13 protein-coding genes and 5 pseudogenes are annotated in these 15932 nt (G+C 60.1%); 10 read left to right on the top strand and 8 right to left on the bottom strand.

The features are described from left to right. Positions 1-2: 2 nt before the first annotated feature. From ACSKT0_RS08855 to leuC, 5 genes are all read right to left on the bottom strand, one after another. A complete protein-coding gene (locus ACSKT0_RS08855) occupies positions 3-665 on the bottom strand; it encodes an isochorismatase family protein (RefSeq protein ID WP_437773384.1) in 663 nt (220 codons plus the stop codon). Continuing rightward, positions 662-2074, bottom strand: coding sequence for a dihydropyrimidinase (gene hydA / locus ACSKT0_RS08850; protein WP_437773383.1), 1413 nt, complete (start codon positions 2072-2074; stop codon positions 662-664). Before hydA ends, ACSKT0_RS08855 begins: the two co-directional genes overlap by 4 nt. 202 nt (positions 2075-2276) lie before the next feature. Beyond that, entirely contained in the window at positions 2277-3302 is a 1026-nt protein-coding gene (leuB, locus tag ACSKT0_RS08845; protein WP_437773382.1) for a 3-isopropylmalate dehydrogenase, read from the bottom strand. Further along, positions 3299-3859: a 3-isopropylmalate dehydratase small subunit gene (gene leuD, locus ACSKT0_RS08840; protein ID WP_437773381.1), complete on the bottom strand. Its 561-nt coding sequence runs from the start codon at positions 3857-3859 to the stop codon at positions 3299-3301. The genes leuB and leuD overlap by 4 nt, the downstream gene beginning before the upstream one ends. After that, positions 3856-5205 (bottom strand): 3-isopropylmalate dehydratase large subunit, encoded by a 1350-nt coding sequence (gene leuC, locus ACSKT0_RS08835; protein WP_437773380.1) that lies wholly within the window; start codon positions 5203-5205, stop codon positions 3856-3858. The genes leuD and leuC overlap by 4 nt, the downstream gene beginning before the upstream one ends. Before the next feature lie 247 nt (positions 5206-5452). Between leuC and ACSKT0_RS08830 the strand changes: the two genes are divergently transcribed. The 3 genes and pseudogenes from ACSKT0_RS08830 to ACSKT0_RS08820 form a co-directional block, all read left to right on the top strand. Next, the gene (locus tag ACSKT0_RS08830; protein ID WP_437773379.1) at positions 5453-6103 is read left to right on the top strand and encodes an NAD(P)-dependent oxidoreductase; all 651 of its coding nucleotides are present in this window, start codon (positions 5453-5455) and stop codon (positions 6101-6103) included. Positions 6104-6312: 209 nt separating this feature from the next. Further along, positions 6313-6684, top strand: coding sequence for an EthD domain-containing protein (locus ACSKT0_RS08825; RefSeq protein WP_437773378.1), 372 nt, complete (start codon positions 6313-6315; stop codon positions 6682-6684). A gap of 890 nt (positions 6685-7574) precedes the next feature. Next, positions 7575-7877: pseudogene (locus ACSKT0_RS08820) on the top strand (transposase); the annotation flags it as partial. A gap of 51 nt (positions 7878-7928) precedes the next feature. Here ACSKT0_RS08820 and ACSKT0_RS08815 read toward each other — a convergent pair. Next, positions 7929-8187 (bottom strand): annotated as a pseudogene (locus ACSKT0_RS08815) (IS30 family transposase); the annotation flags it as partial. Between the two features lie 191 nt (positions 8188-8378). Between ACSKT0_RS08815 and ACSKT0_RS08810 the strand changes: the two are divergent. Next, positions 8379-8758: pseudogene (locus tag ACSKT0_RS08810) on the top strand (IS21 family transposase); the annotation flags it as partial. Between the two features lie 52 nt (positions 8759-8810). Here ACSKT0_RS08810 and ACSKT0_RS08805 read toward each other — a convergent pair. After that, positions 8811-9865 (bottom strand): annotated as a pseudogene (locus ACSKT0_RS08805) (IS110 family transposase). Positions 9866-9957: 92 nt separating this feature from the next. Between ACSKT0_RS08805 and ACSKT0_RS08800 the strand changes: the two are divergent. Continuing rightward, positions 9958-10236: a hypothetical protein gene (locus ACSKT0_RS08800; protein ID WP_437773377.1), complete on the top strand. Its 279-nt coding sequence runs from the start codon at positions 9958-9960 to the stop codon at positions 10234-10236. Between the two features lie 237 nt (positions 10237-10473). Continuing rightward, entirely contained in the window at positions 10474-11031 is a 558-nt protein-coding gene (locus ACSKT0_RS08795; RefSeq protein WP_437773376.1) for a carboxymuconolactone decarboxylase family protein, read from the top strand. A gap of 396 nt (positions 11032-11427) precedes the next feature. Here the strand turns inward: ACSKT0_RS08795 and ACSKT0_RS08790 are convergent, their stop codons facing one another. Continuing rightward, on the bottom strand, positions 11428-11619 hold the full coding sequence (locus tag ACSKT0_RS08790; RefSeq protein WP_437773375.1) for a hypothetical protein: 192 nt from the start codon (positions 11617-11619) through the stop codon (positions 11428-11430). Positions 11620-11792: 173 nt separating this feature from the next. Here ACSKT0_RS08790 and ACSKT0_RS08785 point away from each other — a divergent pair. From ACSKT0_RS08785 to ACSKT0_RS08770, 4 genes and pseudogenes are all read left to right on the top strand, one after another. Further along, positions 11793-12919 (top strand): annotated as a pseudogene (locus tag ACSKT0_RS08785) (IS30 family transposase). Between the two features lie 931 nt (positions 12920-13850). Then, on the top strand, positions 13851-14339 hold the full coding sequence (locus tag ACSKT0_RS08780) for an enoyl-CoA hydratase/isomerase family protein (RefSeq protein ID WP_437773374.1): 489 nt from the start codon (positions 13851-13853) through the stop codon (positions 14337-14339). A 308-nt stretch (positions 14340-14647) separates the two neighbouring features. Beyond that, positions 14648-15238 carry a TetR/AcrR family transcriptional regulator gene (locus ACSKT0_RS08775; protein ID WP_437773373.1) on the top strand — a complete coding sequence of 197 codons (591 nt, stop codon included), beginning with the start codon at positions 14648-14650 and terminating at the stop codon, positions 15236-15238. A 162-nt stretch (positions 15239-15400) separates the two neighbouring features. Continuing rightward, positions 15401-15613 (top strand): hypothetical protein, encoded by a 213-nt coding sequence (locus ACSKT0_RS08770; protein ID WP_437773372.1) that lies wholly within the window; start codon positions 15401-15403, stop codon positions 15611-15613. Positions 15614-15932 lie beyond the last annotated feature (319 nt).

Below are 15932 nucleotides of genomic sequence, written 5' to 3'. Positions count from 1 at the left end.
CACTAACTCGTCTGTCCGGCCGGACTCGCGACGCCGGCCACTTCTTGGAGATAGAGCAGTGCGTCGTCGACGGACACCACATCGGCGTATTTCGCGTCCATATCGAACAGGCTGGCCTCATGGGGACCCTCCGCACGATCACCGACACATTCCCTGGGCACCATGGCCGGGATGCCAAAGTGCATTGCGTCCACTGCCGAGGCACGAACGCACCCGCTTGTCGAAACACCGCAGATAATCAGCGAATCCACGCCTTCGGCTGTGAGGACGGACATCAGGGTTGTGCCGAAAAAGGCCGAAGCGCCTTTCTTGACGATGACAGTCTCGTCGTCTTGCCGTTCAAGTCGCGGGTCTATATCGACCCATGGCCCACCGAGTACCAGCTCCGCGAGACCGGCTCCTTTGTAGAGCCACAGACCGCAATCCTTGAGGTTCCTCTCGTAACCGATGGTTGTAAAAATCACAGGTACGGAATTGGACCTCGCCGAGTCAAGCACTCGCCGTGTCGCGTCGATAACCGGACTTACATCCGAACCGAGCGGCCGCTCAGGGTCGGTGAAGCCGCGGCTGAGATCTACGACAAGAACTGCGGGCCGCTTTCCGAACGGCAACCGGCCGCCCAACGTTGCCCGAGCGTAAACGTCGCGAGTACCGGGATCGATCATTTCGCCTCGACCCGTCCCGCGAGCTCCATGCCAACCTTTGCCCGCTTGACAAACTCACCGTCGCCGGGCCGTCCAACCAGTTGATCGTCCTGGATGATCACCTGACCCCGGACAAGAACCGTCTGGGGAGCGCCGAGCACCTCGGTGCCCTCAAACAGGTTGTAGTCGACGTTCGAATGGTGGGTAGCGGCCGAGATCGTCAGGGACTTGTTCGGATCCCAAACTACGATGTCCGCGTCCGAACCCGGCGCGATCGTACCCTTGCGGGGGTACATGCCAAAACGCTTTGCAGCGTTCGTGGAGGTCAGCTCGACGAACCTGTTAAGCGTGATCCTGCCCGCATTGACGCCGTAGTGGTACAGCATGTGCAACCGGTTCTCAATGCCGGGTGCCCCGTTGGGGATCTTCGTGAACGTATCGCGCCCAAGGGACTTTTGCCCTTCAAAATGGTAGGGGCAGTGATCGGTCGATAGTACCGAGATTGTGCCGTTCGCGAGGGCGCGCCACAGGATGTCCTGGTCCTTCTTCGGCCGCGGCGGCGGAGTAAAGACCGCCTTCGCACCTTCAAAGTCGGGTCGCTCAAGGTAGCTTTCGTCGATGAACAGGTACTGAGTACAGGTCTCGGCCGTCACATCCCAGCCCTTCTCCTGCGCGGAAATGACCGGTTCAAGGGCCTCCTCGCATGAGACGTGGACGACGTACAGCGGGGCCCCGGCCAAGTGGGCGAGCTGGATGGCGCGGTTGGTGGCTTCGGCCTCGATCTCGGGAGGGCGCGTCCGTGCATGCCAGATCGGTTCTGTATGTCCGGCCTTTACAGCCTGTTCGACCAGAGTGTCGGCGGTAGGCCCGTTTTCAGCGTGCACCATGAGGAGGGCGCCACTTTCGGCCGTCGTCTGAGCCGCCTTAAACAAGTGCTCGTCATCGGCCATCACACCTTTGTAGGCCATGAACAGCTTGTAGCTCGTGATGCCCTCATCGGGAAGACTGGCAAGCTCCTCGAAGCTGCCACCCTGGTCGAGGTCTGTGACACCGATGTGGAAGCCTACGTCGATCACAGGTTTGTTGCGCTCGATCTTTTCGTGGTACCGCTTCAGCGCCGAACGGAACGACTCACCCGGGTGCTGCAGGCAGAAGTCGATGACCGACGTCGTTCCGCCGTAGGCTGCTGCCACAGTTGCCGAAGTGAAATCATCGGCTCCAATCAGACCGGGAGGGAACTCGTGATCGATGTGCGTGTGTGGGTCAATTCCCCCGGGCATTACGTATTTGCCTTGGGCGTCGATGACCTTGTCAGCGACTACATCAAGGTCCGTGCCCAACAGGGACACGACGCCATTCTCGATAAAGACGTCACCGACATAATCCTCGCTGGCGGTGATAACGCGACCACCTCGAATCAATACTGACATTGGTCTTCCTCCCGTAGATATTTGTTTTGGTCCGCCCAGACGAAAGTCGCCGCGGATTGGGATGCCTCGGATGGCACATTTGATGGAGGCCGTCCCGGCGATGAATGAGTCAAAGTTCCAGGAGGGAACGCTCCCGACTTGCTATCTCAGCTACTGCCTCAGATTGTATGCGAGTCGCATGCGACCTGCAAGAGACCGGATGCTACAGGGCGGCCAAGACCGCCTGAGTCATTTCCTGCGTTCCGGCTATGCCCCCAAGGTCCCGGGTTCTGGTCCCGCTCGTCAGAGCTTTGTCAACGGCACTCTCAATTGCTTCTGCCTCGTCGGGGCGGTTCAGGCCCATACGAAGCATCATTGCTGCAGTCAGGATCGCAGCCATCGGATTCGCGACTCCGCGACCCGCAATGTCAGGTGCTGATCCATGTGACGGCTCGAAGAGCCCCGGGACGCCCGGATCACCGAGTGATGCGCTGGGCAACATGCCCAGGGAACCGGTGAGCATGGACGCCTCGTCGCTAAGAATGTCTCCGAAGAGGTTCTCCGTCAGCAAGACATCAAAACTCCGCGGATTGGCAATAAGCTGCATTGCCGCGTTATCGACCAGCATGTGAACCAGTTCAACGTCAGGGAAATCCTCTCCGACCTTGGTAACACCCGTCCGCCAAAGACGTCCCGTCTCAAGAATGTTTGCCTTATCCACACTGGTCACCTTTCGGCGGGCCACCCGAAAAGCCACCCGGGCCACGCGGTCTACCTGCGCGGTTGTATAGACAGACTCGTCGATCGCCCGATGTTCTGAGGATTCGTGCTTTCCCCCAAAGTAGAGTCCGCCGGTGAGTTCTCTGACGATCAGCATGTCCGTGCCATCCAAATGTTCCCATCGGAACGGGCTGGCATCAGCAAGCGATAAGCGGGGCTTGACCGGCCGCAGGTTGGCGTATAGGTCCAGTTCGAAGCGCAGACGGCGCAGCCCTTCTTCTGGTTTGTCTGCCCCATCCAGAGGGAAGCTCGGGTCTCCTACCGATCCGAAGAGGATCGCGTCTGATTCGCTGCACGCGGCGAACGCCTCGTCCGTTAGCGACCTTCCGAAGGCGCGCATTGATGCGCCGCCCACGAGGTGCTTCTCAAATTCAAGGTCGTCGGCGACGACGTTCAACACGTCCAGAGCCGAGTTGATTACTTCCGGGCCAATCCCATCGCCCGGGAGGACCACAATCCGGGCGCTCATAGCGCAGTCGTCAGCGGAGTGGGAACCCGCCGCCTTGACTCGAAGGATGCGATAGCATCGGATTGCTGCAAAGTGTGTGCGATTTCATCGATGCCGTTGATCAAACGGTCGCGGATCTCGCTGGCGATCTCAAAGGACGCCTGGCCGCCGTGCCAGATGACAGACCTCGACTCCAAGTCAACTTCCGCTGCGCCCGAAGCCGCGATCTCGGCGATCGTTTCCTCGTTGAGGACGATAGGGAGCAGCCCGTTCTTTGTGCAGTTGTTTCGGAAGATGTCTCCGAAACTACTCGCGATGATCACCCGGAATCCGTAATCCGCAAGTGCCCAGACGGCTTGCTCCCGGCTCGAACCGCAGCCGAAGTTGCGTGCCGCCAGCAAGATCTCATTCTGCGGCAAGTTCCAGTCGGGATCGTGACGCCAATCGTAGAAAAGGTATTCGCTGAACCCGGTTCGCTGCACCAGCTTCAAGAACTGTTTGGGGATGATGACGTCCGTATCGACGTCATCGCGTGAGAGTACGGACACGGGCCCGGATACTCGTTTGAATGCCTTCATTTGGCCTCCCATTCTCGGATATCTACAAAATGTCCTGCCACTGCGGCTGCCGCAGCCATCTCGGGCGAGACGAGGTGCGTCCGCCCATGACGGCCCTGCCTACCTTCGAAGTTGCGATTCGACGTCGATGCGCAGCGTTCGCCTGGCCGCAGCGTGTCTGGGTTGGCTCCGAGGCACATTGAGCATCCCGAGCCGCGCCATTCAAATCCCGCGTCGATAAAGATTCGATCGAGCCCCTCTGCTTCTGCGGCGGCCTTAACCTGTGTTGACCCAGGGACGACCATCGCGGACACGGATTGTGCCACTTTGCGGCCTTCGATGAGTCGAGCCGCACTCCTCAGGTCGTCAAGCCGTCCGTTGGTGCACGACCCGATAAAGATGCGGTCGACGGCGATATCGGTGATCGGGACTCCGGCGTTCAGGCCCATATACTGAAGCGCTCGCTCGTCGTTCTGGTCGCGAGGTTCCGGGACGCACTCGGCAACACCCGCGACCATTCCAGGATTAGTCCCCCACGTAACCTGAGGCGATATTTTTGTCGCGTCCACGCGTATTTCGCGGTCAAAGCGAGCATCGGGGTCGGATGATGCCGACGCCCAGGTCTCGTCGACAGTCCCGCCGTGCTGCTCCACCCATTCGCGAGTCTTTGCATCAGGAGCAATCAGGCCGGCGCGGCCGCCAGCCTCCACTGTCATATTGCAGACAGTCATCCGCCCCTCCATGGATAGCCAGTCGATGGCGGCTCCCGCGTATTCAACGACGTGACCCAGCGCACCGTCTGCGCCGATCTGCCCGATGGTCGCGAGGATGAGGTCCTTGGCAGTAACCCCGAAGCCAAGTGCCCCGTCATACTGAATCCGCATTGCTTTCGGTTTCTGCTGGATCAGGCACTGCGTAGCGAGGACATGCTCGACCTCACTGATTCCGATGCCGAGTGCCAGAGCGCCGAAAGCTCCATGCGTCGAGGTGTGTGAGTCCCCGCAAACGATCGTCATCCCAGGCTGGGTCAGCCCGAGCTCTGGGCCGATGACATGGACGACTCCTTGCCGATCCGAGCCAACAGAGAAGAGGGGAACTCCGAAGTCACGGCAGCTCTTCTCCAACAGTGCGACCTGCGTGCGGCTAAGAATGTCGTTGATCTGCAAAGCAGACTCAATATTGTCCGTCGGGACATTGTGATCAGTCGTCGCCAGCGTGTGTTCGGGGCGACGGACACTCCGTCCGGCCGCGCGGAGCCCCTCAAAGGCCAGCGGGCCGCACATGTCGTGGACCAAATGCAGATCCACATACAGCAATCCCGGGGCCACTTCATGGGCTTCCCAAAGCTTATCCAAAAGAGTCTTCACTCCTCCATTGTATGCAATCTGCATGGAATTGCAATAGTGGAGGGCAACCCGCAAACTGCTCCATAGCCACGCGACCCACCCACCCTGTCCGATCAGATCCTTGTCCCGGAGTCGGGATGCGTCGAATCTCTTGGCTCGCAGGGGCGGTCCCCCGCAATAGAAACTTTGACTAAGGGTCGGCGGTCAGACTACACTCTAACTAGTAAAGGATTTTACTACTTTCAGGTGCTGGGACAAGGGAGTCATTTTGAGCACAGCAGTCATATTCGGAATTACGGGATACGCAGGCGGGCACATCGCTCGTGAACTCGTGGCACGAGGGTACGACGTGATCGGAGTGGCCCGCACCGCTCCGGAAGAACCCCTCCCAGGTGTCGACTTCGTGACGGGTTCGTTCCACGACATTGAACTTGCTTCGGCTCAAGTCGATCGCGCAGACGTCGTGATTTCCGCGGTTCGCGCCGCCACCGTGGCACAGGACGGCGCCTCATTTGCTGATGCAGTCGCAGCACTTCTGCCAGCTATCGGCCAACGCGGCGCAAGACTCGGGATCGTTGGAGGTGCGGGTAGCCTGAGGTTCCCCGGGTCCGACAGACTTCGGATTGAGGACCCCGCGCTCCCAGAAGCCCAGCGACCCGAGGCACGAGAACAGTACGCAGCCCTCAACATGCTCCGCGATTCGGGAAATCAGGTCGACTGGTTCTACGTGAGTCCGCCGGCGCTCTTCGGCTCATACGCGAAAGGCTTGCGGACAGGTCGCTATCGCACGGGCATTGACGAACTTGTCGTCGCACCAGATGGTAGCTCAACGATCTCGGGAGAGGACTTCGCGCTCGCATTCGTCGACGAGATCCAGACCCCCCAGCACCATCGTCAGCGATTCAGCGTGGGTTACTGACCGGCATAGTCCAAGTTCGAAGATCGTCAGGAGTTCGGTCGTCAAGCACGCGGCGGCCGGCGCCCGGTGAGCATTGTGAATTTCGGGCTCCCCGCAGCCGCTCGACATTCGGAGCGATGAAGACGAAAATGTCGCTGAAGCCGGGGTGGGTTGGTCGTTCGCTCCAAGAGGCGCAAACGATCACCCCGCTCATTTCCGAGAGGAAGAGGATGTATACCGTCGTTGTCATGATCCGCCGGAAGCCTGGCATGTCAAAGGACGCCTTCTTGGCATATTACCGCGACCGCCACGGGCCGCTCATGGCGGAGCTAATGCGCGGAAAAGGGTTGATCTCCTATGACCATTTCCCGGTCGATGATTCGTTCACAGGCGGAATGTATTTCGATAAGAATGGTCCTGCATACGACGCGGTTTCCGTCTACAGCTTTGAGTCATTCGAAGCATGCGAAGCCTGTTGGGCGATTCCGGCCGTGAAAGTCGATAGCGCAAATTGCATGGACATGGACGACATGATCGTGCTTCCCACTTCCAGGCGCCGCGTCTTCCCTGCCCAAGAGGGTACTTCGGCGGCCCACGTCTGATAGATCTCCTAGACTCCTCGCTTGAGGTTCAACTCGCGGACTTTCGGGCTTGTCCGGCCATGGGGAAGGAGCACGTGCTCAGGTGGTGCTTTTGGTCCCGAATCGCTTGCGGTCAAGGCCGCGACGCGTCTTCGATTTCCCTGGGTCCCGTCACTATTCCAACGACACAACCTCTCCTCCGACAAGACTGTCGTTGCAGCAAAGGAGAGACGCCGCAGTGCGTGATGCGGTAAACGGCAAGCTCCGGCCCAATCATGCTGACGTTCCGGATCCAAGTTTCCAAATGACACCCCCGTGTCTTCAAGGTAGGACCAAGCTTGACGAACGGTGTTTCGGCATAAGTTCATTGCCTCACAAACGTCAGCTTCATCCCTCAATTGCTGTCCACGACGGAGCTCGCGGGAGTCCATGGACGGGATCGGCGGGGTGATGAGCCGATCGTCACCCGACATTGGAGCCGAAGGACGGATCCGTGATCTTCGTGATGCTCGACGGCGGGCTCACCACCAGGTTGGTACTCCGGGCCGACAACAACCCCGGGTTTCCAGGCATTATGGGGCGCAGTCGGAGCTGAGCATCTAGTTCCGGCTATCAGGTGCCTGCACCACATGTGAGACCCTCGAAGCGTTGTAAGCGGCAACTTTAGACTGACCGGAGACGGAAGCTCTGATTGCCCAAGTTGAAATTCCGATTTACCACCTTTCTCCCCTTGTAGTCCTCCTTGCCCAATGCCGGTCTGCCCGCTGCCGTGCCGCGTCGTTTTCGGTGCCCAATCTGATCGGCCAGCTGAGAGACGACGGCTGTGATGCCACACGCGTGCGGCAGGGTTAGGATCGCTCTCGAGGAATAGGCCTCGTCTCCGCGCACACGGTCCGGGCGGCTCCGTTGCACGCACGAAGACAGTGCTGGCGGAGATCGGGCCGGTAGAGATCGATGTGCCGCGGGACACCGGTTCGACGTTCGAGCCGCAGATCATCAAGAAACGGCAGCGGCGCCTGACCGGGGTGGACGAGATCGTGTTGTCGCTGAGCGCGAAGGGACTCGCGACCGGGGAAATCGCCGCCCACTTCGATGATGTCTACGGCGCGAGAGTCTCGAAGGACACGATCTCCCGGATCACTGAAAAGGTCATTGCCGAGATGGTTGAGTGGCAGAACCGGCCCGTGGACCGGGGGGCGGTTTCTACTGACGCCGCGAATTAGGTGTGTTTGTATCCGGTGTCCTAATCGTTGCATGGCTGCCCGTGGTGATCGGTCATTGAGGGAGGATCGGGGCCTGTCGTTGAGTTCGTCGCAGACCTCATCGAGCTGGTCTTAGCTCCACACGCCCAGGTCCGCGCCCTGTGGAAAGTACTGACGGAGCAGGCCGTTGGTATTTTCATTTGTTCCGCGTTGCCAAGGTGGTGCGTGTGGGTCGGCAAAGAAGATCCGCACCCCGGTGGCCTTCTCTATCCGGGAACGCTGCATCGCCCTGGTCCCAGGTCAGCGTTCGGCGTAACTGCTGTCAATGGCCATTGACACACCTTTATGGATGGAACCGATCCTCAACTGAATATGTCAGTCTGATCGGAGCCCACCAGGACGGCCCGAACGGTACCCACCTGAGCGACTTGCCGGACCTAATGACGGCTTGAGTGGTACCCACCTGTGGGCATTGATCCCATCAAAGTCCGGACCGACGGCAGGAAGGCCGGGATGGGGTCCAGAGTGGAGTTGTTCGCGCAGATACGACGGGATGCCACGGTTGAGGGCGTCTCGATACGAGAACGTGCGCGCCGGCATCAGGTGGCCAGAAAGACGGTGCGGAAGGCATTGAACTCCCCGATTCCTCCGGGACGAAAGACACCCGCGAGATCATCGCCCCGGCTGGATCCGTTCAAGGCTGCGATCGATGCCATGCTGGTCGAAGACACCACCGCGCCAGGAAGCAGCGTCATACGGCTCGCAGGGTCTTGGTCCGGTTGATCGAGGAGCACGGGGCGGAGGAAGTCTTCATCCCTCAGGAACACGCACCGGGAGCCGAAGCGGAAGTTGACTTCTGGGAGGTGTGGGTCATCCTTCCGGGGGCCACCACGAATTGACTCTTCTATGTCTGTAAAGCGGTCGCGGATTGGGCATAGAGGCTGTTCAGCACAGGTAGAGGTGGCGGGCCAGATAGCGTTTGAGGCATCGTCGGATCTCCCTTTTGGTGCGGCCTTCTGCTAAACGGCGCTCGACATATGCAAGCGTGTCGGGGTCGTGGGTCATTCTCACGACCGTTGCCATATGGAGAGCCTGGTTGAGGCGGCGGTCGCCTCCGCGGTTGAGCCGGTATCGGACAGTGTTTCCTGACGAAGCAGGGATGGGATTCACCCCTGCAAGGGCGGCGAAGGCCGCCTCTGACCGGACCCGCCCGGGATGGGAACATGAAGTGAGCACCACCGCTGCGGTAAGAGGACCGATTCCGGTCTTCTCCAAGAGCGGCGCTGCCATGCTGCTTTGGATAAGCTCATTCAACCGAACTTGGTTCGCTTTCAAGTCGCCATCAAAGTGCGATGATTCACTTGGCGAGGCGGACAGCTTCTTCCCTGGCAATGGTGAGTGCAATGTCCTCATCACGGGACCGCAATCGGGAGATCTCTCCGATCTGACCAACCGCCAGCCTGACCAACCGCCAGCGCCGATCGAGCATCAATTCCCAGATCCGCGGCCCTCACGAGCGCGGTGAGTGCGTTGACAGTCGCGGTCCGTTCACCTGTCATCTTATCGCGCGCGTCCACCAAAAGCCGCAGCGCGGCCCGGATCCCAGCGTTCTCACGCGGATGACGAAGCAATCTGAGATAAACGGACAACGCGGCTAGAGCGATCGCATGTGCGTCGAACGGGTCCGATTTTCCTTTCCCATGCCTGTTTCGCGCGTTCATCAGGGGTGCTTCGACAACTTGATAGCCGGCCGCGGCGACGGCGACAGCCAGTCGGGCACCATAGGTCCCGATTCCTTCAACGGCCCGTAACACGTACGTTTCTCCGTTGGTGAGGCGCCCGGCCCAAGCAAGGGCCCGGCTCGTTCCTGCGTTTGTCGCAGGGAACTGCTCGCAGGCGGTCTGCTCGCCGGTGGACGCGACGAGCATGGCAAAGGTATGGGTTCGGGCATGGGTGTCCACGCCAATGACGAACTGGTGCGCATGGGCGACAATGGTCATCCCCGGGAAGACCCGAATCCGGCGGGATCAGAAAGCCAGGAGGCCGGCGAAACGGCAACAAAGCACTCGGAGCTGCCCTGGACAACGCGGCGATGGGCGCAGCCCGGACCAAAAACACCTACCTGCGCGATCGCTACTACCGCCTCGCTGCCAGACGAGGCAAACAACGAGCCATCGTCGCGATCGAGCATTCTCTGCTCACCGCGACCTGGCACATGCTCGTGAACAACCTCGACTACCACGAACTCGGACCCGACCACTTCACCCGACGCGAGCCCACCCAGGTCATGCGCCGCATCACCAAACAAGCCAACGCACTCGGCCTCACCGTCCGCTTCGACCCCATCCGTCAGACCGCAGCGGAACCCTGAACCCACTCACCATCCATTTTCGAGTCAGTCAACGCGGGCCATTGTGACCAGTATCAAAATGTGATTTCATGAAAGTCTGTTCCTATCGGAGTGCACCATCATTTCACTGGTAGGCGCTTAACACGCTTCCTGGGAGATCATCCATCAGAGCTGCCAGTCAGCTCTTTGCGCGGTGGTTGCAACACTGCCGGGACGCCGCCGAACTTCCGGGAACGACAAGTGACCTCAGGAATAGATATGGCCCAGCTGAAATATGTAAGAGAAGACATAGCGGACGCCACCCAGGCCTCCGTGATCGCCTCGGTCATTGCCGACCGAGGTTCGCTACCGGATATATGCGCACTGATGGCTCACTCGCCACAGGGGCTCGTGGCATACGAAGGCTTCTCGCGATTCGTTCGTACCAGCACTTCCATCGACAACCGACTGCGCGAGATCATTATCTTACGCACAGTGCAACTGCTCGGCATCGACTACGAGTGGAAACGGCACCTGCAGCTGGCAGCAGCCGCAGGCGTTAGCGATGAACTGATCGCTGATCTGGCAAGCTGGGGAACCAGCTCGTTGGTGGATGCGCGAACGGCGGCCGCGCTGCGCTTCGTCGACAGGACGGCCACCGGCGCGGATTCCCAGGCGGCGGGTGAAGAGCTGATGAAATTCTCACCGACCGAGGCGGTCGATATCGCTCTCGTCGTTGGCTTCTATCGTCTAGTGCCGGTGGTCGTCACGGCATTCAACATCGCGGCAGATGATCGTTTACCGCCCGCACACATATGTATGACTGGTGTTGATTAGATTTTTTGATGCGGACTTCCCATCCATTACTGGCAGGGAAGCAAGGGCGCGGAAATCACTGGCCGTCTGGTTGAGTTCTAGCGATCGTTGCAACACCTCCGAATAATCCCTAGTTGCAGCACCCATGGAATCACCAGCGAAAAGTAGTCCTTCCTTAAGGGAGAGATCTCGTTTACCGGGAGAACCGGCGTCTAGGGCCGGGGCGCAGGGGAAGCGTCCCCAGCAGTCCCATACCCCTGCGCAAAGACGGGATTTCCTTTCCGCCGTTCAGCGGTTGTGAAATGTTGCCGCGGCGGCCAAGGAACTCGGCATCAACGGGAGTACCTGCCAGAAGTGGGCCAACGCTGCCGGGATCAGGCCGCAGCGCCAGTACAGCCAGGCGGACAAAGAACACTTCTATGCCGTTCTGGACCGGAAGGGCAACATCACTGCGGCCGCCCAGGAGCTGGGATTGAACATCAGCACCGCGGTCTGCTGCGGGAAGTCGGCAGCGTCAGCGCGGCTGCCCGGCAACTGGGCCTGAACCACTCCACCTGCTACAACTGGGCCCGGGCCGCCGGTCGGGTTTCCGTCGTACGCGAGGCCCATCAGCGAAGCAGCTTTTCTACCTGCGCCTGCGCCAGGAAGGAGCCGGCCGGAGGGACGCCGCCTTCGCCGTCGGCGCCAGCAAACCGAGCTCCTACAACTGGGACCGGCAACAGGCTTCCAAGGACACGGCCGCGACCCAAGGCCAAGCAGCGGATCTGCCGTATACACAGGAAATGAGAACAACATTCGCGCAATCTCCGGCCCCTGTAGCGGCACCAGAGCTGACGGCAGCGGCAGTGCCGGAGCCGCCATCCTCAGCGACGGAGCCAGCACCCGCTGCGGTGGTGTTGGAAGCACTGGAGCGGTCCGTCAGCGCCCGCTACCTGTCTCTGTCCGAGCGGGAGAGGAACGCAGATCTGCGCTCCCACGGGACCTCCATGCGGGCGATCGGCAGTGCATTGGGCCCCTCCTTGGGCACCATCAGCCAGGAGATCAAGCCGCAACAGCCACCCGGTGCTTGGTTACCAGCCTTACGGTGCTCACCGGGCTGCCACGGCGGCCCGCGCACGGCCGAAGGACAGTAAGCTGACAGAACCCGGGGAACTGCACGACTACTTGAAGACCAAGCTCCTCGCCCACTGGCCCCCGGAACAGATCTCGAAGCCGCCGATAAAAGACTTCCCCGATGACGAGCAGATGCGCGTGAGCCCCGAAACGATCTACCAGGCCCTCTACTTTCAGGCCTGCGAGGGACTCAAACGCGAGGTCAAAGAGGCATTGCGCAGCGGGCGGAAACGCCACAAGCAGCACATGAATCCCGAAGAACGCACCAGCCGTTTCCGGGACCCAATGATCAACATTTCCGAACGCCCGCCGAGATCGAAGACCGCGCGATCCCGGGCCATAGGGAGGGGGATTTGATGACCGGAGCCTACAACCAGTCGGCGATCGCCACACTGGTCGAACACACCACCCGCTACGTGATGTTGGTGCACCCGCCGGTGGACCACACCGCCGAATGAGTCCGTGACGGGCTGATCAAGACCTTGGCCACCCTGCCGGCGCACCTGCGCGGATCCCCGACCTGGGACCAGGGCGCCGAAATGGCCAAAACCAAGGCATTCAGCATCGCCACCGACATGGACGTCTACTTCCGCGACCCCTCCAGCCCCTGGCACGCGGATCCAGCGAGAACACCGACGCGCTGCTGCGCCAATACTTCCCCGAAGGCACCGACCTGAACTCCTACGGACCCGAAGCCCTCGAGCACGTCGCCCAGGAACTCAACGCCCGACCACGCGAAACACTCGATTGGGACACTCCAGCCGAACGCCTACGTGATCTACTGATAGCCAGCTAAGCACGGGTTTTGCAACGACCCCTGGAATTCAAGGCACTGGGCATTTACGTGGCCGCCTACGGGCAGTTTTTCATGGCCGCTAACAAACTGCACAGGTCGACGCGAGTATGCGGTGATAAGCGCGTTGGCCACCGTCGTGGCGGAATGGTGGCCGGCTAGCCGCAGGAGCAGGGTGAAGCGGGTCTGGCGTTCCACGAGAGTGACAACCGCAGAGCGCTGCGAAGATCCGATGATGTAGGGTCGGGCCGGGGCGCGGTGCCAGGATTGCTCCCGGCCCGTTTCCTCCCATGTTCACCGCCAGGTATTTGCCCGATGGCATCCCGGCCAGCCGCCATACACTGATCAGGACCTTCAAGACGTCATAGCCGTAGGACCTTCCCCCGGCTTCGCGCCACCGGTTTCGCCGGGCCCTTCCGCTTGCGCGCCGTGGACAGGGCGCGGCGGGCGTTGGCCCGGGACCACCCCGTAACAGCCACGAACTCGTCCAAAACGACAGGTCCATCCCTCATCGTCACCGCCGTGCCCGTGGCGGCCCCGTGATTTCGCGAGCGTTTCCCAAATGGGGCATGCACCCCGATTCGCGAGCACTATATGTGAGTCTCGTCGGCCTCTAGCGACGAAGTGAAATAGCGCCTGTACTGAACGGTACGTTCTGTTCAGTTATTTAGAGATTTGGGGAAGAACCTCACAAATGAAATTTGAGGAATACGTCGACTCGTTCGAGCACGTCGCCATGAAGCGTACTGATGGTGTATTAGAGTTCCGAGTACATACAGAGGGAGCGCCGTTGCAGTGGGGCCCGGGTCCCCACCACGAACTCGCACGCGCCTTCCGGGCTGTTGCACAGGATCCTGAAAAACCGGATTCTGATCCTGACGGGAACAGGAGAGCCTTCTCAGGCCCCCGAGCCGCTGATGTCTCATTCCATTCGATGCCCGAAGCTGACTGGGATGAGTTCCACCTTTACGGGACGGCGCTCCTGGAGTGCCTCCTAAGCATCGGTGCCGTCGTGATCTCAGCCGTGAACGGTCCCGCCCTTCGCCACTGCGAATTGCCGCTGATGTCCGACATCGTGATCTGCTCAAACGACACCGAGTTCCTGGACAGTGGACGTTTCCCTGTCGGCCTGACACCCGGGGACGGAATCAATGTCCTCACCCCGCTCATCATGGGACTGACACGATCCCGCTACTTCCACCTCGCCGGACAACGAATCGGAGCTCAGCAGGCCCTTGAATGGGGGCTGGTAAACGAGGCCCTAAAGCCGAACCGCCTGCTGGATAGGGCCTACGAACTTGCGGAGATGATCGCACGGCAGAAACCTATGGCTACAAGAACGGCGCCTCCCTCGTTCACTGATGGTCAGTTCGAGACTTTCGCTCCGGCAAGCAGGGCCCTCGGTTCCAGTGCTGTGTACTAAATCCGAGGGCCTTACGGCTTCGGACCACGGTCGCCGTTACGTGATGTATACAGACGCGAATAGATTCCGGACGCAAAAGCTAAGGCAAGCCTGGCCAACTCGGTAGATTCGAGTCACGGGCACAAAACCCTTGGCCGACGTCGACCTAGGCAATGACAACGAGGGACCAGGAATGCGCACACATTGCCATAACGATCCGAACCTCGCTGCCAGTCGCTTGGCGATCCTCCGACTTTCACCTACCATCACAACAACCAATTTTCGTGGGCCTCCCGTTGGGCCGCAGTATGATTGCTATGGTATTGAAGATGTCTGATAACAAAGTTAGTCGGCGAACTCGCACGCCCGCGACCGGGCCCCGCGCACGCGACCAGATTCTTGCTGCAACAGTTTCTCTTGTGCGCGACGTCGGCTACGCGGGATTAAGCGTCGAAGCCATCGCTGAACGCTCCGGGGTCAGCAAAGTCACCATATATCGTTGGTGGCCGCATAAAGCAGCCGTAACCATGGACGCGCTACTTGAATCCCAGGATTTAGCGGGGTTTTCCGACACGGGCTCTGTGAAGCACGCCTTCCACGTTCACCTTGACAGGGTTGGCCATTTTTTTAACGGAACTGGCGGCACTCTGCTTTGCTTAATCATCGCCGAAGTCCAGCGCGACCCCGAATTACGCGAAAGCTTTTTCCAAAGGTTTTGGCAGGTTCGTCGCCAGGCGGCTAGGGACGTTCTCGAACGTGGAATTGCCAGTGGCGAGCTAAAGACTGGAATCGATGTAGACGATGTCCTGGACCGCCTTTACGGGCCCCTCTATCTGAGGCGACTGATAGGCCATGCCCCAATTAATAAATCCCTATGCTACGACCTCGTGGAAGAGGTATTCGGGGGGATAGAGCGCTGAATGTCGCCAGGTCCAGGGTCTTTGTCTGTGGAGCCTGTGACATCACCTAGCCAATGTGTCCCTTGTGGGACGCCTGTTCCGGGCTGAAAATGTTCCCGTGGTCGCCTGGCCACGCTGTGCGGCTATGGTTCTTCGGACATTTTCGGGCTATCCGGGCGAGCGATGATTGCGGCGCGCATCTCGGGCGGACGCAACCCTCAAAAGCTCGCGCAGATGGAGCGGTCACGGATGCCGGCGAAAATCAGTGAACCCGAGAAGGCCTTCACTGGCCGCTTCGATGACCACCATGACTGGTTCTTGGAAAGAATGCTGGCCCGGATCGACGACATCGGCGCCGATATCGCCGCGGTTGATGAACAGATCGAGGCACGGTAGCCCCCTTTCGCCGAGGCGGCGGATCGCCTCGATAAGGTCCCCAGTATCGCCCCGTCTCTGCCGCCATTATTCTGGCCGAACCCTGGGTCGACATATTCCGGTTCCCGACAGCGGGGCACCGGTGTTCCCGTGGAAGTTCTCCCCCGGCATCAGCTCCCCCGCGGGTAAGACCAAGGGAAACGGATCGACCGGGCACGGCTACCGATATCTGGCCAAGGTCCTCGGCGAAGCCGCCGTAAGGGGTCCGGAGAACGGACACCTTCCTTGGCGAAAGCTACCGAAGGGTTGCCCGGAGGGGCAAGAAACGCGCACGCATGGC

The organism is Arthrobacter sp. KNU40 (genome assembly GCF_051515115.1).
Lineage (GTDB): Bacteria > Actinomycetota > Actinomycetes > Actinomycetales > Micrococcaceae > Arthrobacter.
Note: the sequence above shows the minus strand (reverse complement) of the source record. Positions and strands in the feature narration are given on the sequence as shown.

What these genes read in the sequence shown, in the direction of transcription:
- ACSKT0_RS08855 (WP_437773384.1), bottom strand. Translation starts at nt 665, where the DNA reads ATGATCGATCCCGGTACTCGCGACGTTTACGCTCGGGCAACGTTGGGC.
- hydA (WP_437773383.1), bottom strand. Translation starts at nt 2,074, where the DNA reads ATGTCAGTATTGATTCGAGGTGGTCGCGTTATCACCGCCAGCGAGGAT.
- leuB (WP_437773382.1), bottom strand. Translation starts at nt 3,302, where the DNA reads ATGAGCGCCCGGATTGTGGTCCTCCCGGGCGATGGGATTGGCCCGGAA.
- leuD (WP_437773381.1), bottom strand. Translation starts at nt 3,859, where the DNA reads ATGAAGGCATTCAAACGAGTATCCGGGCCCGTGTCCGTACTCTCACGC.
- ACSKT0_RS08825 (WP_437773378.1), top strand. Translation starts at nt 6,313, where the DNA reads ATGTATACCGTCGTTGTCATGATCCGCCGGAAGCCTGGCATGTCAAAG.
- ACSKT0_RS08800 (WP_437773377.1), top strand. Translation starts at nt 9,958, where the DNA reads ATGGGCGCAGCCCGGACCAAAAACACCTACCTGCGCGATCGCTACTAC.
- ACSKT0_RS08795 (WP_437773376.1), top strand. Translation starts at nt 10,474, where the DNA reads ATGGCCCAGCTGAAATATGTAAGAGAAGACATAGCGGACGCCACCCAG.
- ACSKT0_RS08790 (WP_437773375.1), bottom strand. Translation starts at nt 11,619, where the DNA reads ATGGGCCTCGCGTACGACGGAAACCCGACCGGCGGCCCGGGCCCAGTT.
- ACSKT0_RS08780 (WP_437773374.1), top strand. Translation starts at nt 13,851, where the DNA reads ATGCCCGAAGCTGACTGGGATGAGTTCCACCTTTACGGGACGGCGCTC.
- ACSKT0_RS08775 (WP_437773373.1), top strand. Translation starts at nt 14,648, where the DNA reads ATGTCTGATAACAAAGTTAGTCGGCGAACTCGCACGCCCGCGACCGGG.
- ACSKT0_RS08770 (WP_437773372.1), top strand. Translation starts at nt 15,401, where the DNA reads ATGATTGCGGCGCGCATCTCGGGCGGACGCAACCCTCAAAAGCTCGCG.